Annotated in this window: 20 protein-coding genes; 5 read left to right on the plus strand and 15 right to left on the minus strand. The window is 53.4% G+C overall.

Annotation, left to right across the window (positions count from 1 at the left end; translation table 11 throughout):
* Window positions 1–22: 22 nt before the first annotated feature.
* From ACMZ66_RS15880 to ACMZ66_RS15910, 7 genes are all read right to left on the minus strand, one after another.
* Window positions 23–841, minus strand: a complete 819-nt coding sequence (locus ACMZ66_RS15880) for a peptidylprolyl isomerase (RefSeq protein ID WP_416938535.1) — start codon at window positions 839–841, stop codon at window positions 23–25.
* Window positions 842–898: 57 nt separating this feature from the next.
* Window positions 899–1,594, minus strand: coding sequence for a respiratory nitrate reductase subunit gamma (narI, locus tag ACMZ66_RS15885; RefSeq protein WP_416938537.1), 696 nt, complete (start codon window positions 1,592–1,594; stop codon window positions 899–901).
* Between the two features lie 11 nt (window positions 1,595–1,605).
* Window positions 1,606–2,310 (minus strand): nitrate reductase molybdenum cofactor assembly chaperone, encoded by a 705-nt coding sequence (gene narJ, locus ACMZ66_RS15890; RefSeq protein WP_416938539.1) that lies wholly within the window; start codon window positions 2,308–2,310, stop codon window positions 1,606–1,608.
* Entirely contained in the window at window positions 2,310–3,833 is a 1,524-nt protein-coding gene (gene narH / locus ACMZ66_RS15895; protein ID WP_416938540.1) for a nitrate reductase subunit beta, read from the minus strand. The genes narJ and narH overlap by 1 nt, the downstream gene beginning before the upstream one ends.
* Window positions 3,830–7,570: a nitrate reductase subunit alpha gene (locus tag ACMZ66_RS15900; protein WP_416938542.1), complete on the minus strand. Its 3,741-nt coding sequence runs from the start codon at window positions 7,568–7,570 to the stop codon at window positions 3,830–3,832. The genes narH and ACMZ66_RS15900 overlap by 4 nt, the downstream gene beginning before the upstream one ends.
* 68 nt (window positions 7,571–7,638) lie before the next feature.
* A complete protein-coding gene (locus tag ACMZ66_RS15905) occupies window positions 7,639–9,033 on the minus strand; it encodes a NarK family nitrate/nitrite MFS transporter (protein ID WP_416938544.1) in 1,395 nt (464 codons plus the stop codon).
* Between the two features lie 61 nt (window positions 9,034–9,094).
* A complete protein-coding gene (locus tag ACMZ66_RS15910; protein WP_416938546.1) occupies window positions 9,095–10,210 on the minus strand; it encodes an MFS transporter in 1,116 nt (371 codons plus the stop codon).
* Window positions 10,211–10,679: 469 nt separating this feature from the next.
* Between ACMZ66_RS15910 and ACMZ66_RS15915 the strand changes: the two genes are divergently transcribed.
* Together ACMZ66_RS15915 and ACMZ66_RS15920 are read left to right on the plus strand one after the other, a co-directional pair.
* Window positions 10,680–11,378 carry a helix-turn-helix domain-containing protein gene (locus tag ACMZ66_RS15915; RefSeq protein ID WP_416938548.1) on the plus strand — a complete coding sequence of 233 codons (699 nt, stop codon included), beginning with the start codon at window positions 10,680–10,682 and terminating at the stop codon, window positions 11,376–11,378.
* An 11-nt stretch (window positions 11,379–11,389) separates the two neighbouring features.
* The gene (locus tag ACMZ66_RS15920) at window positions 11,390–11,695 is read left to right on the plus strand and encodes a carboxymuconolactone decarboxylase family protein (protein WP_416938550.1); all 306 of its coding nucleotides are present in this window, start codon (window positions 11,390–11,392) and stop codon (window positions 11,693–11,695) included.
* Between the two features lie 191 nt (window positions 11,696–11,886).
* Here the strand turns inward: ACMZ66_RS15920 and ubiV are convergent, their stop codons facing one another.
* From ubiV to ubiT, 3 genes are read right to left on the minus strand one after another with little or no spacing between them, the layout of a single operon-like run.
* Window positions 11,887–12,804 carry a ubiquinone anaerobic biosynthesis protein UbiV gene (gene ubiV / locus ACMZ66_RS15925; RefSeq protein ID WP_416938552.1) on the minus strand — a complete coding sequence of 306 codons (918 nt, stop codon included), beginning with the start codon at window positions 12,802–12,804 and terminating at the stop codon, window positions 11,887–11,889.
* Window positions 12,801–13,778, minus strand: coding sequence for a ubiquinone anaerobic biosynthesis protein UbiU (ubiU, locus tag ACMZ66_RS15930; RefSeq protein WP_416938554.1), 978 nt, complete (start codon window positions 13,776–13,778; stop codon window positions 12,801–12,803). Before ubiU ends, ubiV begins: the two co-directional genes overlap by 4 nt.
* 24 nt (window positions 13,779–13,802) lie before the next feature.
* Window positions 13,803–14,513 (minus strand): ubiquinone anaerobic biosynthesis accessory factor UbiT, encoded by a 711-nt coding sequence (ubiT, locus tag ACMZ66_RS15935; protein ID WP_416938557.1) that lies wholly within the window; start codon window positions 14,511–14,513, stop codon window positions 13,803–13,805.
* Between the two features lie 260 nt (window positions 14,514–14,773).
* Here ubiT and ACMZ66_RS15940 point away from each other — a divergent pair, with 260 nt between their 5' ends.
* The 3 genes from ACMZ66_RS15940 to ACMZ66_RS15950 all read left to right on the plus strand — a co-directional run bounded on the left by ACMZ66_RS15940 (window position 14,774) and on the right by ACMZ66_RS15950 (window position 17,096).
* Window positions 14,774–15,481 (plus strand): DUF542 domain-containing protein, encoded by a 708-nt coding sequence (locus ACMZ66_RS15940; RefSeq protein WP_416938560.1) that lies wholly within the window; start codon window positions 14,774–14,776, stop codon window positions 15,479–15,481.
* Between the two features lie 204 nt (window positions 15,482–15,685).
* Window positions 15,686–16,423, plus strand: a complete 738-nt coding sequence (locus ACMZ66_RS15945) for a Crp/Fnr family transcriptional regulator (protein ID WP_416938562.1) — start codon at window positions 15,686–15,688, stop codon at window positions 16,421–16,423.
* Window positions 16,401–17,096: a Crp/Fnr family transcriptional regulator gene (locus ACMZ66_RS15950; RefSeq protein WP_416938563.1), complete on the plus strand. Its 696-nt coding sequence runs from the start codon at window positions 16,401–16,403 to the stop codon at window positions 17,094–17,096. Before ACMZ66_RS15945 ends, ACMZ66_RS15950 begins: the two co-directional genes overlap by 23 nt.
* Before the next feature lie 54 nt (window positions 17,097–17,150).
* On the opposite strand, the gene ACMZ66_RS15955 is transcribed toward ACMZ66_RS15950, so the two are convergent.
* Genes ACMZ66_RS15955 through ACMZ66_RS15975 form a run of 5 tightly spaced genes read right to left on the minus strand, consistent with a single transcriptional unit; the run spans window position 17,151 to window position 21,621 of the window.
* Window positions 17,151–18,077: an FAD:protein FMN transferase gene (locus ACMZ66_RS15955; RefSeq protein ID WP_416938565.1), complete on the minus strand. Its 927-nt coding sequence runs from the start codon at window positions 18,075–18,077 to the stop codon at window positions 17,151–17,153.
* Between the two features lie 8 nt (window positions 18,078–18,085).
* A complete protein-coding gene (locus tag ACMZ66_RS15960; protein ID WP_416938567.1) occupies window positions 18,086–18,679 on the minus strand; it encodes a nitrous oxide reductase accessory protein NosL in 594 nt (197 codons plus the stop codon).
* Window positions 18,676–19,497, minus strand: a complete 822-nt coding sequence (locus ACMZ66_RS15965) for an ABC transporter permease (RefSeq protein ID WP_416938569.1) — start codon at window positions 19,495–19,497, stop codon at window positions 18,676–18,678. The genes ACMZ66_RS15960 and ACMZ66_RS15965 overlap by 4 nt, the downstream gene beginning before the upstream one ends.
* Entirely contained in the window at window positions 19,494–20,384 is an 891-nt protein-coding gene (locus ACMZ66_RS15970) for an ABC transporter ATP-binding protein (protein ID WP_416938571.1), read from the minus strand. Before ACMZ66_RS15970 ends, ACMZ66_RS15965 begins: the two co-directional genes overlap by 4 nt.
* A complete protein-coding gene (locus tag ACMZ66_RS15975) occupies window positions 20,356–21,621 on the minus strand; it encodes a nitrous oxide reductase family maturation protein NosD (protein ID WP_416938573.1) in 1,266 nt (421 codons plus the stop codon). The genes ACMZ66_RS15970 and ACMZ66_RS15975 overlap by 29 nt, the downstream gene beginning before the upstream one ends.
* Window positions 21,622–21,688: the final 67 nt, after the last annotated feature.

Consider the following 21,688-nt stretch of genomic DNA (forward strand, 5'->3'; position numbering starts at 1 on the left):
TACGGTACGCAAAAATGTGTGCTTAGTTCGGCTTGGTATTGCTGGTTACCCGCCCAAGATCGGCCCCGGTGATCGAAGCTGACGCAATAAGGCCATCGACAAAAAGTTTTGCCTTACGCGCCCATTGGGCTTTTTCCATTGCTTCGGAAATTTTTGGTTTCACGGTCTCGAAAGGCAGTGGCTGCCCTTCTGCCAGCGCATCCATCCGCACAATATGATAGCCATATCGACTAAGCACTGGCTCTGGCGCGATTTCGCCGTCAGAAAGCTGGCGCAGGGCTGTTTCAAATTCCGGCACGGTATCGCCGGGACGTAACTGACCAAGCGACCCTCCGGCAGATCGCGATCCGCAGTCGCTTTTCGCGCGTGCAATCTTTTCGAACGTTTGGCCATCTTTACGAAGCTCGTTCAGGATGTCGGTTGCCCGTCTCAGGGCCAGTTCTTTTTCGACGGCATCATTCGGGTCGCATTTGCAAAGAATGTGGGAAACTTCCCACAAAGGCATGGTGCGAAACCGTTCTGGGGCTTTCTGCCACTCTGTGCGAATATCTTCCTCGCTCGGATGGGTGATGTCGATTTCAGCTTCCAGCAGGGCACGAATCATGGCCTCGTCCTCGGTTTCGAACCGGTTTGGCGAGACTTCCTGCGGAATGGCTTCTATGCCGTTTCTGCGCGCTTCCTGAAGCAACAGGGTGCGGATGACAAGTGCATTTGCCGCGTTACGCAAGGCGTCGGCAAAATTATCCTTTGACGCCGTGTGGTTCTGCAATTCTGCAGCCACTGCTGTTTGCGGGATTGTTTCACCATTGATGACAAGATCGGGGAACATTTGTGTATTCATAGCGCTTTGTCCTTTGTGTGCAGAGGGTGGTCGGCGCATTACTGCGCCGACTGTCCATTATCGATTTGACAAAGGTCTGGTGCGACGTGACCGGACAATCTGATAGCCCGGACGCACGAAGTAGCGGACTGGAACCGAGAGCATGTGCACAAGGCGCGTGAACGGGAACACAAGGAAGATCGTCAGGCCCAGAACAAGATGCAGTTTGAAGATCCAGGCCACATCGGCAATGTGGCTGGCAGCATCGGACTGGAAGGTGAAAATTCCCTGTGCCCAGGCCATGAATTTGGTCATTTCATGCCCGTCGAGATGTTCGAGCGACACAAAGATCGTCCCGATCCCGAGAACAAGCTGTGCCAGTAACAGAGCAAGAATGCCGATATCGGCAAAGCTTGACGTCTTGCGGATACGCGGGTCGGTCATCCGACGATGAAACAGCATCAGACCACCAATGAGCGCCATGACACCGGCGATCCCGCCTGCAACAACGGCCAGCGTCTGCTTGCCACCATGACTGATACCCAAGGCATCAAAAATCCAGATTGGCGTCAGGAGACCAAACAGATGGCCAAAGAAGATCACCAGAACACCAACATGGAACAGGACCGAGCCCACCATCAGTTGCTTGCGACGGAGAAGCTGGCTTGATGATGTTTTCCAGGTAAACGGATCGCGTTCATATCGGGCGATAGAACCGATAATCAGGACCGATAGCGCGATATAGGGATAGATCCCGAAAAGGAAGTTATGCATGAGAGCCTCCTTTACTCTGCTGCTTCCGGCGGCACCGGTCCAGCGGGTTGATCAATACGCGAGAGGATGTCCCGCACCTGCGGGCAACCGGCATTTGGGTCTGGTCCGAACGTGACTTCGCTTTCTTCCCAGACCTCATCAAGTGCTTCGAGATCGTCGGGATCGTCTTCGGGCTGTTCGAGGAGTTCGGCAACCGCATTGGCATCGGCGGTTACGTTTGCCAGTTGCTGCAAGGCGACAAACACCGCCTGATAGGGGCTTTCGCGATGTTCCAGACGGGCGCGAATGGCCTCAAAGATGTGGGCAGCATCGGCAAGTGTGTCTTGTGCCTCAGCACGTGGTTGCGTTGCCAGAAACTCCAGCAGGACAGGAAGGTGGTCCGGAAGTTCTGTTGTAGCCGGTTCAAAACCACCAGCCCGATATGTTTCAAGCAAGCTGACCATGGCACCCCCACGATCACGGCTTTCGCCGTGAACATGTTCAAATAGATTGAGCGAAAGACTGCGCGACCGATCAAACAGCATGACAAAGCGTTCCTGAAGATCGTAGATGTCATCGTTTGAAATTGCCTCGACCAGTGGTCGCAGGTCGCGACGCGCTGCTGCGGTCAGGCGGGTGTCAGACGCCAGAACGCCGCCAATTTCGGGCATGGCTTGTTGCAGTTCTTCTGTCGGATAGCTCAGCAGAAGTGACAGTGATTTAAGCGTGCGGTCCATCAGCGTACCTCCTCTGGCATTTTCAGAGGTTTCTTGCTGCCACCAAACAGGGAGCCCTGACTGATGCCGGAAGAACAACCGTTACAGTTGGTGAAACCTTCACCGCCACGCAGGTCATAGGCTTCTTCAACCTGTTCGCGATGGGTGGTCGGAATGACAAACCGGTCTTCGTAGTCGGCTAGTGCCATGATTTTGTACATGTCTTCGATGGTTGCGCCATCAAGGCCGACACGTTTGGCGACGGACTCATCAATGACGCCCTCCACAGTCTTTGAACGCATATAGGCCCGCATTGCCAACATTCGCTCAAGCGCATGTGCCACCGGCTCCTCGTCGCCAGCCGTCAGCATGTTGGCGAGGTATTTCAGCGGAATGCGGAGATTGCGTACATCGGGCATTGCGCCGTCCATGCCAATCGCACCGGCTTCGGCAGCATTCTGGATCGGGGAAAGCGGCGGGATGTACCATACCATCGGAAGGGTGCGGTATTCAGGATGCAGCGGGAAGGCAACTTTCCACTCCATCGCCATTTTCCAGATTGGGCTGTCTTGTGCGGCCTTGATCCAGTCTTCGGGAATGCCATCTGCGCGGGCGGCAGCGATAACTTCCGGGTCTTTCGGATCAAGGAACACGCCAAGCTGCGCATCGTAAAGATCGGTGGTTTCTTCGGCATTGGCGGCCGCTTCGATCTTGTCGGCATCATAAAGCATCACACCGATGTAGCGGATACGGCCGACACAGGTTTCCGAACACACCGTCGGGTTGCCTGACTCAATACGGGGATAGCAAAGTGTGCATTTTTCCGACTTGCCCGTTGACCAGTTATAGTAAACTTTCTTGTACGGGCAGCCCGAAACACACATGCGCCAGCCCCGACATTTTTCCTGATCAATCAGGACAATTCCGTCTTCTTCACGCTTGTAGATCGCGCCAGAAGGGCAGCTTGCGGCACATGCCGGGTTCAGGCAGTGTTCGCACAGGCGTGGCAAATACATCATGAATGTATTTTCGTATTCGCCGTAAATCTCTTTCTGGATGCCCTCGAAATTGTAGTCTTCCGAGCGCTTCGAAAACTCCCCGCCAAGAATTTCTTCCCAGTTCGGGCCTTTTTCGATTTTTTCCATCCGTTCACCCGATATGCGCGAACGCGGACGGGCGGTCGGAAAGGCTTTCATGTCCGGGGCGGATTTCAGGTGATCGTAATCGAAATCAAATGGTTCGTAATAGTCATCGATTTCCGGCAAATCCGGGTTGGCAAAGATATTTGCCAGGATGCGCCATTTCGATCCCTGTTTGGGTTGCAGCTTGCCCGACTTGGTGCGTTCCCAGCCACCGTTCCAGCGGTTCTGGTTTTCCCAGTCGGTCGGATAACCCGTGCCCGGTTTGGTTTCGACGTTATTGAACCAAGCGTATTCAACACCGTCGCGGCTGGTCCAGACGTTTTTGCAGGTTACCGAACAGGTATGACATCCAATGCATTTGTCGAGGTTCAGCACCATGCCGATTTGTGCGCGGACTCTCATTTGCCGATCTCCTTGTCGTTTGCTTCTTCGTCGAGCCAGTCGACCTTCTGCATCTTGCGGACAATGACGAACTCGTCACGGTTGGCACCCACGGTTCCGTAGTAGTTGAAACCGTAAGACTGCTGGGCATAGCCCCCGATCATGTGCGTGGGTTTAAGTGTCGTACGGGTGACAGAGTTATGAATCCCGCCACGTTTGCCGGTCTTTTCGGAGCCGGGCGTATTCACGATCTTTTCCTGAGCGTGGTACATGAATGTCGTACCATCCTTAATTCGCTGGGAAACGACCGCGCGGGCAGTTAGCGCACCGTTGGTGTTGTAGAGTTCTACCCAGTCATTATCGACGATACCGGCGCGTTTTGCGTCGTTCTCACTGATCCATATGACCGGACCACCCCGGTTGAGCGTTAGCATCAACAGGTTGTCGCTATAGGTCGAATGGATGCCCCATTTTTGGTGCGGTGTGATGAAGTTCAGTACCACATGCGGCACACCGTCGCGGGCTTCGTCGTTGATTTCCTCGGTGACAGTCTTGAGATCGACCGGCGGACGATAGGAAACAAATCCCTCGCCAAAGGCCCGCATCCAAAGGTGATCCTGATAAAGCTGCTGGCGCCCCGTCAGGGTTCGCCAAGGGATCAGCTCATGAACGTTGGTATAGCCCGCATTGTAGCAGACATGTTCGGACTCCAGCCCCGACCAGGTTGGCGAAGAGATGATCTTGCGTGGTTGGGCGGCAATATCGCGGAAGCGGATTTTTTCATCTTCCTTGGGCAAGGCAAGATGGGTGTGATCGCGTCCGGTGAACTTGCCAAGCGCATCCCATGCCTTGACCGCAACCTCACCATTGGTCTCGGGTGCCAGCATAAGAACCACTTCTGTGGCATCGATGTCGGTATCAATCTTTGCACAGCCTTTGGCAGAACCGTCCTGCCACACACCGTTCAGATCGCGAAGATGCTGAACTTCAATCTCGGTTTTCCAGTTGATGCCCTTGCCGCCATTGCCCAGCTTGTCGAGCAACGGACCAAGTGCCGTGAAGCGGTCGTGGATTGCGGTGTAATCGCGTTCAACGGCGATATAGTTTGGTGCGGTCTTGCCGGGAATAAGGTCACATTCGCCTTTCTTCCAATCCTTGACCTGATCCTGTGCGACTTCGCCCGGGGTATCATGCAGGATCGGCAAGGCAACAATGTCGGTTTCCTGGCCAAGGTAACCCGGTACGATTTCCTGAAACTTCTTGGCAATGGCCTTGAAGATTTCCCAATCCGACTTGCTTTCATAGGCCGGATTAACAGCCGCCTGAAGCGGGTGGATGAACGGATGCATATCCGACGTATTAAGGTCGTTCTTTTCATACCAGCTTGCGGTTGGCAGAACGACATCGGAATAGACCGCCGTCGTGCTCATGCGGAAATCAATGCAGACCAGAAGATCAAGCTTTCCGCGCGGGCCTTCTTCATGCCATTTGGCTTCCTTGGGCAATTGACGGCCTTCTTCGCCAAGATCCTTGCCCATAACGCCATGATCGGTGCCAAGCAGGTGTTTCAGGAAATACTCGTGCCCCTTGCCCGAAGATCCCAACAGGTTGGACCGCCAGACGAACAGGTTGCGCGGCCAGTTTTGAGGATCATCCGGATCTTCGCACGACATTTCCAGATCGCCGGCTTTCAATTGCTCGGCAACATAAGCAGGGATTTCCTTGCCCGCTTCCTTGGCCGCCTTTGCAACTTCGAGCGGATTGGTCTTGAGCTGCGGTGCCGATGGCAACCATCCCATCCGTTCGGCACGGATATTGTAGTCGATCATCGAAACATCCCAGTCGCCTTCCGGAGCAGTCGGAGACAGGATTTCATCGGCGGTAAGGGTTTCATAACGCCACTGGTCGGTATGAGCATACCAGGCACTAGTGGAATTCATGTGCCGAGGCGGGCGTCCCCAATCAAGGGCAAACGCCAGCGGTTGCCAGCCGGTTTGCGGACGTAGTTTTTCCTGTCCGACATAGTGGGCCCAGCCGCCGCCTGATTGGCCGACACAACCGCACATCACCAGCATGTTGATGACACCGCGATAGTTCATATCCATGTGGTACCAGTGGTTCATTGCCGCACCGATGATGACCATCGATTTGCCTTTGGTCTTTTCGGCATTTCTGGCGAATTCACGGGCAACATGAATGATCTTGTCAGCTGAAACACCGGTGATCTTTTCTGCCCATGCCGGGGTACCGGGCATGCCGTCGGCATAGTCACTAGTGACCCAGTCACCACCCAGGCCGCGATCCAGACCATAATTGGCACAAAACAGGTCAAATACAGTCGCGACCATGATCTCGCCATTGGCAGTCTGGACGCGTTTAACCGGAATGTTACGGGTCAGAACATCCGGGTGTTGTGCATCGGTCGCAAAATGTTCCGACGCATCACCACCGAAATAGGGGAAATCGACCCCGGCAATTTCGTCATGATCCTCTTCTAGGATCAATGACATTTTCAGATTGGTATCTGCCCCTGCTGCGCGCTCTTCCAGGTTCCACTCACCAGCTTCACCCCAGCGATAGCCGATCGACCCATTTGGTGCAACGAGTCCGCCGGACATGTTGTCAATCGCGACAGTTTTCCAGTCCGGGTTATTGTCTTCGCCCAGCTTGTCGTTTAGGTCGGAAGCACGCAGGAAGCGACCAGGAATGAGCGAGCCGTTCTTCTCGTCGAGTTTCACCAGCATCGGGAAGTCCGAATATTTGCGGCGATACTCTTCGAAATAGTCGGTTTGACGATCAAGATGGAATTCCCGCAGGATTACATGGCCAAAAGCCAATGCCAATGCAGCATCCGTACCCTGTTTGACATTCAGCCAAACGTCGCCGAATTTCGCAGCTTCGGAATAGTCCGGGCAAATGACGGCTGATTTGGTCCCGCGATAGCGCGCTTCGGTATAGAAATGGGCATCCGGCGTTCTGGTTTGTGGTACGTTCGACCCCCAAAGGATCAAATATCCGGCGTTATACCAGTCTGCTGATTCCGGAACGTCGGTTTGTTCGCCCCAGGTCATCGGCGATGCCGGAGGCAAATCGCAATACCAGTCATAGAATGACATGCACACGCCGCCCAGAAGGCTGAGATAACGTGAGCCTGCGGCATAACTGATCATGGACATTGCCGGAATGGGTGAGAAGCCAAACACACGATCAGGACCATATGTTTTCGCCGTAAAGGCGTTTGCTGCGGCAACCAGCTCGGTTGCCTCATCCCAGGTCGCACGTACAAATCCGCCTTTGCCGCGGCTTGAAACGTAGCTTGCGCGCAGGACAGGGTCGTTTTGAACGGCTGTCCATGCCTCGATCGGGTTCATAGTTGCACGCATGCGGCGCCACAACTTCAATAACTTACCGCGGATCAATGGGTTTTTAACGCGGTTGGCCGAATAGAGATACCAGCTATAGCTTGCGCCACGGGCGCAGCCACGCGGTTCATGGTTTGGCAATCCGGCACGGGTGCGCGGGTAATCGGTTTGCTGGGTTTCCCAGGTGACGATCCCGGACTTGACATAGATTTTCCAGCTGCAAGAACCGGTACAGTTTACACCGTGTGTTGAACGGACGATTTTGTCGTGGCGCCAGCGGTTGCGATAGGTGTCTTCCCAATCGCGGTTTTCGCGGGTGACCTGGCCGTGGTTGTTTGAAAACCTCTCCAATTCCTTGTTCTGGAAGAAGTTCAGTCGGTCTAACAGGTGACTCATGGCGTTTCTCCTGAAGGCTGTGGGCCCTGCCCGTACCGGTTAGGTCGGGCAGGGAGAATTTCGGGTAATCAGCACGAAACCGGTGCGTTCTTGCGGCTGTAGTAGAACCAGGTGATGACAACACAGACCGCATAGAAGGCTGCAAAGCACCAGAGCGCACCTGCGGGACCACCGGTGAGCGCGATGGAGGTGCCATAGGCTTTGGGAATGAAGAATGCGCCATAGGCTGCAATCGCACTGGTAAAGGCAATGATCGCGGAGCTTTCGAGTTCCGACTGTTTGAGCTGGGTGGCCTGATCGGCTTGAGGCATCAGACGCGGGATTTCCTGACGCATGATCGACGGGATCATCTGGAAGGTCGATGCGTTGCCGACACCGGTCAGGAAGAACAGCGCCATAAAGCAGGCAAAGAAGCCCCAGAAATGACCACTGGTTCCGCCAAGCGGGAGGAATTGGAGCACTCCGACAACAGCGGCGATCATGCCGATGAAGGTCCAGAACGTAACCCGACCACCACCAAGCCTGTCAGATATCCAACCTGTTGCTGCACGGCTAAGCGCACCGACCAGCGGACCAAGAAACGCATATTGCAGGGCATCGACTTCCGGGAACTGGGTTTTCATCAAGAGCGGAAATCCGGCGGAATAGCCAATAAAGCTGCCAAAGGTGCCGGTATAGAGGATGCACATGATCCAGTTGTGTTTGCGGCTGAAGATGATCGACTGCTTTTTGAAACTGGCTTTGGCATCTGCGATGCTGTTCATGCCAAACCAGGCTGCAATCGTCGAAATCACGATGAATGGCACCCAGATGAAACCGGCATTTTGCAAGAAAATCTCACCACCACCGACAATGCTTTGGGCCTCGCCGCCAAAGGCGCCGAACACACCGGCGGTGATCACAAGCGGGACGACAAACTGCATGACTGAAACGCCAAGGTTTCCGAGCCCGGCATTCAGGGCCAAGGCATTGCCTTTTGTTCTTTTCGGATAGAAGTAGGCGATATTTGCCATCGAGGAGGCAAAATTACCGCCCCCGAACCCGCACAACAGCGCGAGAACAAGGAACCAGCTATAGGATGTCGTCGGGTCTTGTACCGCAAAGCCGATGCCTAGTGCAGGCAGCAACAGGGACGCCGTGCTGAGCGTTGTCCAGACACGCCCACCAAAAATTGGAACCATGAAGCTATAGAAAATGCGCAGAGTTGCGCCCGACAGGCCGGGAAGTGCGGCAAGCCAGAAAAGTTGACCTGTGGTGTACGTGAAGCCAATGCCTGGCAGCTTTGCGACGACAACCGACCAAACCATCCAGACCGAAAACGCCAGCAAGAGGCATGGAATGGATATCCAGAGATTGCGGGTGGCAATTGCGCTGCCCTTGCTTGACCAGAACTCTGTGTCCTCTGGCCGCCAATCGGTCAGGACAGCGCCTTTGTGACCATTGTTTGCATGCGTGATTTCCAAGGGAACCTCCCGATGAAACTGTTGGAGAGGCAGAGCGCGATCTGCGCTCTGCCGGTGTGTCTTACTGAGCAGGCTTGGTAACGCCTGATGTCTTTGCGGCTTCAGCGGCCGGTTTTTCCAGTGGCTTTTCAGGCACATCCGAGAGGTACTTTTCATCAGCAAGTGCCGGATGACGCGAACGTTCCATGCGGCGGATCACGACATGCATCCAGACCGTCGAAACTGCGACCAGAACGAACAGCAGCATGAAGGGCGCGGTCCAGACATTGGTCAGGTCAAGAAGCATTCCGAAGGCGATTGGCAGGAAGAAACCGCCAAGGCCGCCGATCATGCCAACCAGACCGCCAACTGATCCGACGTGATGGGGGTAATAAACCGGGATGTGTTTGTAGACGGCAGCTTTGCCGAGGCTCATGACGAAGCCGAGAACAACCGTGAGCGCCACGAACATGCCAACCGAGACACCGAAATCAAACTCGATGGGGCCGTTGATGCCCGCAACCACATAGGTCGTCTGCGGGTAGCTCATGATGAACAGAACGACCAGGGATACGATGAAGGTCAGATACATGACCGCACGTGCTCCCCATTTGTCCGACATCCAGCCACCCAGTGCCCGAAAGATCGAGCCCGGTAGCGAATAAAGTCCGGCAAATACACCAGCCGTCGTCAGTTCCAGCCCATAGGCGCCAACATAGTAACGTGGCAAAAAGCTTGCGAGCGCGACAAAGGCACCAAAGACAAAGAAGTAATAGGTTGCAAAGCGCCAGACCTGCATGTTCTTAAGCGGCTCAAGCTGCGAGCTGGCCGAAACTGGACCTTCGCCGGAAGCTTTGCGCTGCTGCTGAACCGGGTCGGTTTTCGCCAGCAGATAAAACAGGACCGCGGTTGCGACTAGGACGATGGCATAAATACGCGCCGTCCCCTCCCAGCCAAGGGCAACCACCAGAAATGGAGCCGCAAAGTTCGTGACCGCAGCACCAACGTTACCAGCACCAAAAATGCCCAGAGCCGTGCCTTGGTGTTCTTTTTCGAACCAGCGTGACGTATAGGCGACACCAACGATAAAGGACCCCCCGGCAAGGCCAAGGCCAAGTGCGGCAACAAGAAAGATTTCATAGCTGTGATCAGCATCTGCAGCGGGAACATAACGCGACCGCCAAATTGCTCTGTCCATACGCCAAGGAAGATACGGCTGACCGATCCGGTCAGAACCGGTGTCGCGACCAGCAGCCCGAATTGTGTATCACTCAGTCCGAGTTCCTGTTTGATCTTCACGCCGATAATGGAAAAAATCGTCCATACCGCGAAGCATACCGTGAAGGCGAAGGTACTCAGTCCCAGAGCACGATACTGATCTGTTTGTGAAACCCCTTTTAACGTATGCATGGCAATTCCCCTCGAGCATCTGTCGTTACTTTGGAGCGTGTGCGAATGACGTGATCATTGTTTGAAGGGGCGCTCGGGAGGCTTGATCTAAATCAGAAAACATGGAACGCTTCGGTGAAATAAATAGGCACGCCAACTATGAGGTTTGGCGGTTTGCCAAATCTCAATAAGAAGAGAGAGAAGCAACAATTGCCCGCTTGATAAATATCAAGTCAAAGGCGGATTTATGTCTGCGCAGGGTGATAAGTGAGGAACAAATGTCCGATTCGACCTTCCCGGAGGTACGTAGTCTGGATCTCTTCGCGGACATGAGCGATGAGAACTATGCCAAGCTCATGCGTGGCGCATATTTGCAGACCTTTCCGCCGCATGTCGATTTGATCAGTGAAGGGGAAGATGCTGATTTTCTTCATGTCTTGGTCTCTGGCGCGGTTGACCTTTTTTCCAGTTGGAATGACCGGGAAACGAGCGTCATGATCGTCAAGCCGGTTTCAACATTCATCCTGGCCGCCACCATTCGCGATGCCCGATATCTGATGTCGGCGAGAACGATGGAAAAAAGTCGGATTGTCATGATCCCCAGCCAGGATGTGAGGGCAATCTTTGACCTTGATGCCGGCTTTGCTCGTGCGGTCGTTGTTGAACTGGCAGCCTGTTACCGTTCAGTGATCAAAACCACCAAGAACTTGAAGTTGCGCACGGCCCTGGAACGTCTGGCGAATTATTTGCTTTCGCGTCACAGGGATTTTGGTGGTGCGAAGAGTTTTGATCTGGATCTGGAAAAACGACAGTTGGCTTCCGTTCTTGGGATGACGCCCGAAAACCTCAGCCGTGCTTTCAAGGCTCTGCAGGCTTATGGGGTCGTTGTTGATGGAGAAACAATAGAGATCATTGATCCTGAAGTGCTTCGGCAATTTGCCAAGCCAACATCTTTGATTGATGATGAGCAAACGTGAGGAGAGAACCTATGGTTAAACTCATGCCTGGTGCTGCCGGAGCGCTGGCCGAACAGTATCCAGATGTTTGGAAAGCTTATTCCGAACTTGGTAAGGCCACTGCAGAAGCAGGACCTCTAACGGACCGCGAACGCCGCCTTGTCAAACTTGCGCTTGCGATCGGCATTGGCTCGGAAGGAGCGGTACATTCACACGCCCGGCGTGCCAAGGCCGAAGGTATCGAACTGGAAGACCTGTTACAGATTGCAATGTTATCTATCGGCCCTGTCGGACTGCCCCGTGCTGTTGCGGCGAAAACCTGGATCGAGGACATTTAAGGCCCATCGGGATGTGGTTCCATTCGGGCAATCTGCAGTTGACCATTGTCAAGGCCGTCGGTCATCGAAACGTTATGCTGATTGGTGTTCACAATATGTTTTCTTGCTGACTCCCCGAATTGTGAATGTATTGAAGGGCTGCGATCTGTCAGGTCGCAGCCCTTTTTCACAGGCGATCCATGGTGAGGTTGTTATTCAGTCTGATGACCGAGTGTCTGACGAAACTCGGCACCCGGCGCTTGGTGCAAGAAGCCATTGGCAAATACCATCGGCAAGCGCATTTCCTGGAGACGGTGCCTTAACTCGGCCGGGGCGATTTTGTGCGAAAGCACCTGATGATAGAGATCCGATACCTTGGTCATGTCCAAGCTATGTGGAGACAGACGGAATGCGCCAACACCGCATTTTTGCATTGTCGCGATATTGTCAGACAGTTCAACATAGTGGCTGGACAGTGTTTGCAACCCGTTCACCGCCAGAAATGGTTTATCGTCCAGTGTTTCGACGTTCATGCCATCAAGATGTTCCCCGCAAACGTACCGGCACCCATCTTTGTGCAAGCCTTGCGCCCGTGCCGAATAACAACGGGCCGAAATAGCCAATGGCACACGACCAAATATCTGCACTTCAATCTCGGCCGTTGTTTGTTGATCACATAGTGCATTGATTGACGACATCGGTAATTCCCATGGCAGGGCAATCCGCTTTGCACCCTTGTCGGCAAAATATGAAAGCGTCCCTTCGTTATAGGTATTAATGTAGGGGCCGATCATGTGAGGTTTACCTGCAAGCAAGCGCACAACAGAAATATCATTGGCCTCGATCAGAATGTCGGGCATGTGTACAATTTCGCGTATCTGGTTTACTTCCCGCTCATTCATCACAAGTGCAAGCGTTGAAAGAACAACTTCCTTTCCTCCGCGCTGAAGCCGTTCAATTACGTCTGGCAGGTGCTTGTCAAAAAATGGCATCCGCTTAGCACAGACAACCTCGCCGACATGGACGGTATCTACATCGGTTTCATCCGCTATGCGGTTGTAGAAGTCTTTTTTGCGGTCTTCATCCCAATGAAAAAGAACCGGGCCCATAACAAGTCGCGATCGTTTCATTGCCAACTTCTCCGGTACGCACCTGTTGTATCGCTTTGACCTTCGCTCAGCGTGTTGAGTTTTGATTGCGCGTTGATTTGCCCGTTTGCGATCTTGTCGAGCGATGTGCGAAATGCGCCGACGACCTGCGATATGTAGGCTTTCCCGCGTTGCCGTCCTTCGATCTTAAGGGCGGACACGCCTGCTGCTGCCAATTCTGGCAATATGGCGGTGACATCGAGGCTGGTGGGTTCTTCAAACAGGTAGCCTGATTTGTCCATTGCGCGAAACCGGCCCTTGCACAGGGTCGGATATCCGACCTTTTCATCGCTGTCATAGATATTGATGGTGAAGTTACCAAGTCGGGAGACTGTTGCGTCACCGCGTTCCTCATAGTGAACATGTGCGGCCGGTGAACAGACACCGTTCATGTTCGGACTTTCGCTCGTCGCGTAGGAAGATAATGAACAGCGACCTTCAGCCATGACGCACATCCCGCCAAATGCGAAGACTTCTGTTTCAACTTGTATGCGCTGATTTAGCGTACGTATCTCATCAAGCGAGAGAACACGGGGAAGTACAACACGGCGTACACCGAATTCCTGATGATAAAATCGAATGGCTTCCTCGTTCGAAGCCGATGCTTGTACGGATAGATGCAAACGTGCGTCCGGATGATGATCACGCGCATATCGCAGCAAACCAATATCAGCAAGGATGATGGCATCGACACCAATCGCGATGGCATCATCAACGGCCTTATGCCAGATATCTTCGGTCCCGGCTTGCGGATAGGTGTTGCAGGCAAGGTAGACATGAACCCCGTGCTTGTGCGCATGCTTCACAGCATCGCGTAATTCAGCACGCGAAAAGTTCAGTCCCGGAAAGTTTCGGGCATTCGTTGCGTCCCGAAAGCCGCAATATACAACGTCGGCACCCGCATTCACGGCGGCATGCAGGCTGGCAGGTGTTCCTGCTGGACAAACGAGTTCCATATTGAACCTGTGACTGGTTGAGGATCAGAGATTGGTGGGCATCGCAAAATCATCTTTTGCTGCGCCGGATGGCGCTGGGCGCGAATGGCGTTTCCGCCTTTGGATTGTTTTATCAATCCCTGCTAGTGTGATTGCGTGCTCGGCCGTGCGTTTTTCCAGGCCGAGCAAACGTTTGGCACTCGGGGAGGTCAATGCATCGGCTGTACGGTTCATGTCGTGCTGAAGTTGCCGATAAACCTTCTCCGCAAGGCCAAGTGCTATCTTGGCTGCCGGTCCCATAACGCCAAAGCTTTCACTGACAGCGGACCGCAGATCAATGGATTCTCCATCTAAGGCATTGCGAAGTGCGATAACAAGTTCGGTGCGTCCCTCAATCTGCAATGTGCGCGAAAAGAACAGTGCGTCGCCATCTGATGTCCCCTGAAGAAGCTCCAGCAGTGCGGGTAACGGTCCTGATATCTGTGCTGCTACCGTCTCTTCTTCTGTGTGTCTTGCGGGGCGCAGTTCAGGATGATCGGCATCTATTTTGAGATAGAATTGCAAATCCAGGTCGGTCGGAGAAATCAGTAAGGCGAATGCTTCCTGCTCGGCGACGCGTTCGAAAACAGGCCTATGACGACGATGCATTGTTGCCATAGCGTGACGGCATATGCGCTCAATAAAAAGGTTTGGCGCATTACGTAAGAGCGGGTTTGCCAGCAAAAACGGCGTAAATGATGGATAGCTTTCTGTCACAGTGTACTCCGGCGTTTTGTACGGTGAAGTATCACTGGTCCGGGCAGGCCGGTGTTTGATGTTTGTCAAGTCACCTTGAGATTGGAATTACGCTTAGTTGGAACAAGCCGACAGAACACTACTTTGGTTTGAAAACCCAACAGAACCGAACACAGTTTTTTTTGGGCATGAAGCCACTTGACCATCGTCAATCTGCTAAATCATAGCTGCTTTATACTCCCTTTCGTTCGCTGGACGCCGACCTTAGGGAGGAAACCTTAATGCAAGATGCCTTGAATACGGCGACATTGGCCGTTACGCCTGTCGAACTTCTTGATCAGACTCTGGGGGGCTTGATTTCCTGTTTCCCCGGCGCAACTCTGGTTTTTCGTCAGCATCGCATCGGCTTTTGTTGTCATCCCGACCAGACACTTGAAGACGTTGCAATGCGCAAGGAACTTGATCCCCACGTGATTGCGGCGGAACTCTGCCAGCTTCCCAAGGGGCCTTTGAGCTTGCCGGATGCGGGGGATGTCGATGGGTTTATCGATTTCATCCTTACGCGCTATCACGATGTTCACCGCGATGATCTGATCGAGCTGATCGCGCTGTCACGTGAGATTGAAATTGTGCATGGTGATCATCCGGACGCGCCGATAGGTTTGGCTGATGCGTTGATCGAAATGGCAGAGCAACTTGATATGCACATGACGAAAGAGGAAAATGTTCTTTTCCCCGCGATGCGTGAAATGAGCAGGAATACCTCGATTACACCAGCATTGGCCATGCCCATTCATTGCATGCGCGAAGAGCATGACGATCACAGTCGGGCCATTCATAAATTGCAAAAACTGACGAACAATTGCACTTTGCCCGACGGGGTATGTGGTTCGTGGCGCAGATTGTACAGCGGAACCAGTAAGCTGATCGAAGATCTTGTCGCACATATGTATTTGGAAAATTCGATCCTGTTCCCACGGTTTGAATAGTTTTCTTCAAAATGTGACGGCGATGTCGTTAAGCAATTTTGTGGCAAAGCCCTGCTGATCAGCAGGGCTTTTTTGCTGGATAGTGCATCTGGTTTTACGGACCTGACCAACTTGTTTGACATGGAACAATCCACCCCGTCCGGTTGAATGTTAGATTTGTTCCAATGCTGAGCAACAACCGCGTTTTTCCATGGAAACTTCACAATGAGAGATATTGATCGAATCTCGGGTGTTCTACAGTCTGGGCGCTATTTTAAAAACTGGCCATCAGACGATATTCTGGAACTGGCCTCATTGTGTACGTGGGTTCGGTATGATCCGGACACTGTGATGATCCACGCCGGAGATCCCGCTTCGGCCCTGTTTCTGATTGTGAATGGACATGTTGAATTGTCTTACACGGAAGGGGAAGGCAAGGACGGCGTTATTGATTTGCTGGGTGATGGCCAACTTGTGGGCGAGTGTGCGCTGGCGCCGCAAGCCTGTTACGCTGTTTCGATTAAAACGCTGGACGCAACGACGGCCATTCGAATTGACGGGGCTGCCTTTGCTGATTTTCTCTCAGCACACTTTGATCGCGCATTAACCATGATGTCGGTTGTAACAGAACGACTGTGTCAAATGTTGCGCCAGACCGAAGAGCTCAAATGCCGGTCAGCTGCCCAACGTTTGGGAATTTATTTGCTTGCTGATGCTGTTCCTGTGGGTGATGTGCATGAGACGCCGCTTACGATGGAAAAGTCGGCGTTGGCCCGCAAGATCGGCATGACCAGCGAGACATTCTCCCGGGCGCTCAAAAAATTGTCCGAACTTGGCGTTTCTCAGCACGCCAATGGGTACATCATCCGTATTTCAGACACCGAGATGCTGGCCGAATGGTGTGGTTTATCAAGTAGTGAAGCCAAGGAGGAACAGTCTGATGGTTTCAAGGTCGCTGTCTAGTGCGGATCACGATGTGATCTCTCAGGTGCCACTGTTGGCGGCACTTGGGGACGAACGGTTAAAGACTCTGATGGGAACATGCAAAGTCGAAAGCCATGCCAAGGGAGAACATCTTTTCCGGGCCGGTGATGTGGCCGAATATTTCTACGTCCTGCTGTCCGGTCATTTGCGCCTTGTGAAAATCTCGTCACAGGGTGATGAAACAGTGATGCATTTCCTGACCGAGGCCGGGTCCTTTGCAGAGGCGGTTTCCTTTGCTGGTCGATCTTATCCGGTCGAATGTCAGGTTGTTGAGGATTGCGAAATCGTTGCCATTCCACGCACGGCCTATTTGGGTATCCTGAAAAGCGCACCTGATGTTGTCGGTGATGTATTATCCAGCCTCTTACGTTGGGAACGGTTCTTCCTTGAGGAGATCTACAAACTGCGTCATACGCGTCCGATCCAGCGGATTGCTGCGTTCCTGATTGATTTTGAAGACCGAAATGGCGCGGCCATCGACGGTACAATTGGCAAGAATTTCCCCGATAAGCGTCAGATTGCCAGTCGGATCGGTATTACACCTGAAACGTTTTCCAGGTCCCTGCGCAAACTCGAGGGATCCGGCGCCATATCGGCGGGGCCAAAACTGCAAATACTTGACCGTGCCGTGCTTCTGGAGCTGTCGCGTTAGGACAGCAACGTTCCAACCGCGTGTCAGGAATACCCGTAGCCAACGGGGTCAAAGCTAGACCATTTTCGTGCTTGGGAACTGTGCAAGAAATTTGTCTGCTTCGCCGTCATTCATAAGGCAAATTGACGTGCTTACCCCGTCTGCCACGGCGGCTCTGGCGGCTGTGACGCTAACTGCCTTGGGACGTGCTTTTGCGGGGTAGCCGGTACGCGGATCAAGGATGTGTCCGACAAGGCCCGCCTGATCAAAGAAGGTGCCGTTTGGCAGTGATGTTGCCAAGGCGTTGTCACGCAGCATTACCTTTTCTTTTCTAAGTCTCATGCCTGTATCAATTGAAACCGGCCAGTCTTTGCCGTCCGGGTGACCACCTAGTGCTGTGAATTCCCCGGTATTGATCAGCACATTGTTCAACCCGTCCTCTCGAAGCAGCCTGGCAATACGATCGGCAACATATCCTTGGGCAATTCCATTCAGGGTCATTGCCATGTTTTGTACTTTGAAGCTGACCTGATTCCGGTCGATAACAACCTTGTCCCAGCCTGTTCTTGAAAGCGCTTTTCGGATTGATGAAGCTTCGGGTGCCTGACCTTGAGAATAGCTTTGCGCATATAGGTGCCAAAGCGACTGAACCGTTGGATCAAAAAGCCCGCCACTTGCTCGATTGATAGTTCCGCACAGGCCCAAACATTCCAAGAATTCGAACGGAGGCGCATCAATCACACCATCACGGTTCAATTGCGCAAGCGTGGAATGTTCCCGATAAAGACTGAATATATTTTCCAGTCTTTCGAGTTCACGGGTTGCGCGCGACAGGATTTCGTCGGCGTTTGGGTGCGACAGGCTAATAGAGGCAGCGGACCCCATTGCAACGCCCTTCCATGTTTGGACAGGGTGCTGTGCCTTTACCGTAAATGGTGCGGTCGCCAGTGCGCCTGCGGCAGCAAATATGGTCAGAAACCGACGTCGTGAAAATTCGGGCATGGCGAACCTCATTCTTTGCGAAGTTTTTCAAGACGCGCGCGATAGTCGTCGTCATCTGGGTTGGTCGCCATTTCGAGTGTCTCGGCAGATGATTTAACGGGGACGCTGTTTAGAACCAGCGCGTCGTCAATGTTATCAAGGCGCAAGATCTGACCACCATGGCGGCTGACAAACTCTCTCGCATCGTCCTGATCGGAGAAGGGAACAAGTTCCGGTGCCCCCATGCCGCCAGTTTTGGAAGAGGCGACGACATAATGCGCACTGGTTGCCGGTATCCAGTTTTCTTGTCCGACATTGTTCCAGTCATGGGCCCTAGACATGTCACTGACGTATATGGCGCTGATTTTATAGTTTTGTTCAGGCATGCGTTCATAGGCGATGCCATCGCGAACTTGGCTGAAGAACAGGGGGTAGGGCAAACCTTCAAGATGAATTTGTGCCTTGGGGCCGGCATGCTCAAGAATGTTCATCTGACAGAAATGCCCGACGGCTTCTTCTGTCATGGCGATCGGAGGTGGCATGGTGTCGTCAATTTGCTGCCGACATCCAGCAACAATGATCAGGCTGATTGTGATCGGAAGCAGGATTGGGCGGGATATCATGGCGTCACCTTCCTGAATGTGAGCCAGGCGATGAGCGTGGCAATCACCGGCCAAACCAGAATGGATATCAGGGCATGAGCAGCGGGTATGCTATTGGCCGCCCCGGTTAGTCCGGCAGTAGCTGCGGCCGCATCTGAAGCGGCGAGGTTATATATCCGAAAGGCATCAGCCGGATTGCCAAGTAGCAGCCAAGGAAAATAGTGCGTAGTGAAGGTTCCGCCATCATCGGCGACGATGGCCGCCAACAGACCAAGATCATATAAAACGATCAGAACCAGCCAGAGCCCGATCACCAATCCCGCTGCTGCGCTGGGCTTACGTGCGAATGCGGATATGCCATAACCGACCCCAAGGAAAGTCGCGCCAAGAAAAAGTGAGGACCAGAACAGTCGGAACAGTGCGGGGAGACCGACAAGTGCATTGGAGTCCCTTGCGATGGCAGCGACGGCAGCAATCCCGTACCCCGCCAAGACAGCGATGCTCAAGATCGCCAGATGAGCAATGAATTTCCCAAGGACCAGTTCCCCACGGGCCACGGGATAGGTCAGGACAAGGGGCAAGGTGCCGCGCTCAATCTCGCCTGCAATGGCATCAAACGACATCAAAAGCGCGACCAAAGGCACAAGGTACACCGCAAGGGATGTCAGGCTCGCGACGGTGACTGACAGATTATCCGCACCAACCGCACCGGTCGGAGCGCTGCCCGCAGCAGATAACACAAGTGAAAACAACACCATCATCGCGACCGAGATCGCAACCCAGCGATTACGAAGGGCAATGATGAACTCACTATGGGCTGTCGCCAGAATCTTGTTCATGCGTTCCCCCGTTTGCTGAAATGGCTATAGATATCTTCAAGGCTTGGCGGGATGACATCGACATCATCGACCAACGGCCCAAGTGCCGAGATATCGCCAAGACGTGCGAGCTTTTCCTGCGAATTGCACACCAGATCGACCATCACGCCGTTGCTGCGTTCACCGGAAAGCTTTTGGGCAACCTCGTCTGCTTTGCCGCGCTGCGCGGAAACCTGTAGGCGGATCGGCAGCGATGCCCGTTGACGCAGATGCGCCAAAGTATCGTTTGCGACCATCATGCCCGATGAAAGAATGACGATCCGGTCGGTTCTGGCCTCAACCTCGGTAAGGGCATGCGAAGACAGAAGAATGGCTGTTCCCTGCGCGGCCAGTTCATCAAGAATGACATAGAACTCGCGTCGCGATACCGGGTCCAGACCACTGGTTGGTTCATCAAGGATCAGGAGCTTCGGTTCTCCAATAAGCGCCTGAGCCATGCCAACACGTTGACGCATCCCCTTGGAGTAGGTTCCAATTCGGCGCTTTGCTGCCGCACCCAATCCGACGCGCTCAAGAAGCGATGTGGCCTTTCGGGGATCTTCGCCGCGAAGTCGAAGATAGTATCGGAGCTGTTCTTGTCCGGTCAGCGACGGATGAAACGACGCGTTTTCGGCAAGATAGGCTGTTTGCATGCGTGCCCGGTAACTTCCGGGTGCAAGACCATGGACAGAAACCGTTCCCCCGTCGGCGGTGATGAGGCCGAGAATGATCTTCATCAGTGTCGACTTGCCTGCACCATTATGGCCAAGCAAGGCGACACGTTCACCGGCGGCAACATCAAAGCCGACCGCATCAAGAACGGTATGATCATCATAGCGTTTAGTGACTTGCGAGAGGGTCAGACACATTTTCAGTCCTTTCACGCAGCCAGACAGGATTGGCGCGAGCAGCCATTTCAAGGGCGGCGATTTCTTCGGGAACCGGAATTTCGATTGGTTTCATGAGCGGGAAGCTATCGAGGACCCCGCCCGGCAAGGTTGCGGGGAAGTGTGCCTGGCTCCAGCGGATTAATTGAACGGCGGGGGAGCCCAAAAGCATTCCGGCTGCGGGTTGCGACCATAAAACATGGTCTACAAGATCGTTTGGCCGGAACCGGCTATCGGCAATACCGTTGCCATCAAGGTCAAATACCGGGTGATCGGACCAAAAATTTCCCCGGCCGTCGAAACTCCATTCCACGTCACGGGTGCCGACATATTTGACTTGGGTCTTGTTGGCGATGAAGGCATTGCCTGTCAGGGCATTGCGTTCGGAGCCCGCGGTGAAATGTATGCCGGTCTGGCAGCGCTCGAACCGGTTGTCCCCAATCAGATTGTGATGCGCGTTATAGATAAACAGACATTTCCCACCAGCACCGCGTACCAGATTTCCGATCAGATCAGACTTGTTGGTATAGTTCAGCATCAAGCCTTGATCGCGATCCGCAAGAGACAGGTTATCGCGCACCGTGATGCGGTTTGAATACATCAGGGCAAAACCAAGATGATTGCCAATCGAAACATTGCCCGAGATTTCTAAATCATGGGCATACATGTAATGCACCGCAAATCTCAGATCGCGCATCAGATTGCCGTTGAAAATGCCGCGATTTGAGGTGTTCACGAAAATGCCGTCGCGACCAAATTGGATATCATTGTTTTCGACCAGCGTTCCCGGCGCGTTCCATACATATATGCCGTTGCCGCGTGAATTCAGTCTGTGATCGCGCCGTCCGATAATGACATTGCCGCGAACCGTGGCGTCTTTGGCGCCGTGAATATCGACACCGTAGAGATTGCCGAGGATACGGTTATCCTCGATCAGGATACGGGCGGCGGTTCGATGGAGCTGGATGCCGGAATCAATTGTTTCATGCGATGAACCTGATCCCGCAATCTCAAGCCCACGGATGGTGATATCCGTTCCGGTTACAGAGATGACGCTTCCGGTCTTGTTTCCATAAATTTTTGCTTTGCCCAGACCATCAATGGTAATGGGCCTATCGAGTTCTATGGGACCCTGATGGAGTCCCGGATCAAGCAACAGCACATCGCCGGGGGAAGCCCCGGCGATGGCCGCAATCAGCGCCCCGTCGGTCGATGGCACAGATTAACTCGCTGCGAAAACCTGCATCGGCATCGTAATCAGAATCAGAAACGTTATGACGGGGCGC

The sequence above is a fragment of the Thalassospira sp. genome, from assembly GCF_048059015.1.
GTDB lineage: Bacteria > Pseudomonadota > Alphaproteobacteria > Rhodospirillales > Thalassospiraceae > Thalassospira.

Bases quoted from the DNA above. Each gene is read 5' to 3' on its own strand.
- ACMZ66_RS15880 (WP_416938535.1), bottom strand. From the start codon at position 841: ATGAATACACAAATGTTCCCCGATCTTGTCATCAATGGTGAAACAATC.
- narI (WP_416938537.1), bottom strand. From the start codon at position 1,594: ATGCATAACTTCCTTTTCGGGATCTATCCCTATATCGCGCTATCGGTC.
- narJ (WP_416938539.1), bottom strand. From the start codon at position 2,310: ATGGACCGCACGCTTAAATCACTGTCACTTCTGCTGAGCTATCCGACA.
- narH (WP_416938540.1), bottom strand. From the start codon at position 3,833: ATGAGAGTCCGCGCACAAATCGGCATGGTGCTGAACCTCGACAAATGC.
- ACMZ66_RS15900 (WP_416938542.1), bottom strand. From the start codon at position 7,570: ATGAGTCACCTGTTAGACCGACTGAACTTCTTCCAGAACAAGGAATTG.
- ACMZ66_RS15910 (WP_416938546.1), bottom strand. From the start codon at position 10,210: ATGGACAGAGCAATTTGGCGGTCGCGTTATGTTCCCGCTGCAGATGCT.
- ACMZ66_RS15915 (WP_416938548.1), top strand. From the start codon at position 10,680: ATGTCCGATTCGACCTTCCCGGAGGTACGTAGTCTGGATCTCTTCGCG.
- ACMZ66_RS15920 (WP_416938550.1), top strand. From the start codon at position 11,390: ATGGTTAAACTCATGCCTGGTGCTGCCGGAGCGCTGGCCGAACAGTAT.
- ubiV (WP_416938552.1), bottom strand. From the start codon at position 12,804: ATGAAACGATCGCGACTTGTTATGGGCCCGGTTCTTTTTCATTGGGAT.
- ubiU (WP_416938554.1), bottom strand. From the start codon at position 13,778: ATGGAACTCGTTTGTCCAGCAGGAACACCTGCCAGCCTGCATGCCGCC.
- ACMZ66_RS15940 (WP_416938560.1), top strand. From the start codon at position 14,774: ATGCAAGATGCCTTGAATACGGCGACATTGGCCGTTACGCCTGTCGAA.
- ACMZ66_RS15945 (WP_416938562.1), top strand. From the start codon at position 15,686: ATGAGAGATATTGATCGAATCTCGGGTGTTCTACAGTCTGGGCGCTAT.
- ACMZ66_RS15950 (WP_416938563.1), top strand. From the start codon at position 16,401: ATGGTTTCAAGGTCGCTGTCTAGTGCGGATCACGATGTGATCTCTCAG.
- ACMZ66_RS15955 (WP_416938565.1), bottom strand. From the start codon at position 18,077: ATGCCCGAATTTTCACGACGTCGGTTTCTGACCATATTTGCTGCCGCA.
- ACMZ66_RS15960 (WP_416938567.1), bottom strand. From the start codon at position 18,679: ATGATATCCCGCCCAATCCTGCTTCCGATCACAATCAGCCTGATCATT.
- ACMZ66_RS15965 (WP_416938569.1), bottom strand. From the start codon at position 19,497: ATGAACAAGATTCTGGCGACAGCCCATAGTGAGTTCATCATTGCCCTT.
- ACMZ66_RS15970 (WP_416938571.1), bottom strand. From the start codon at position 20,384: ATGTGTCTGACCCTCTCGCAAGTCACTAAACGCTATGATGATCATACC.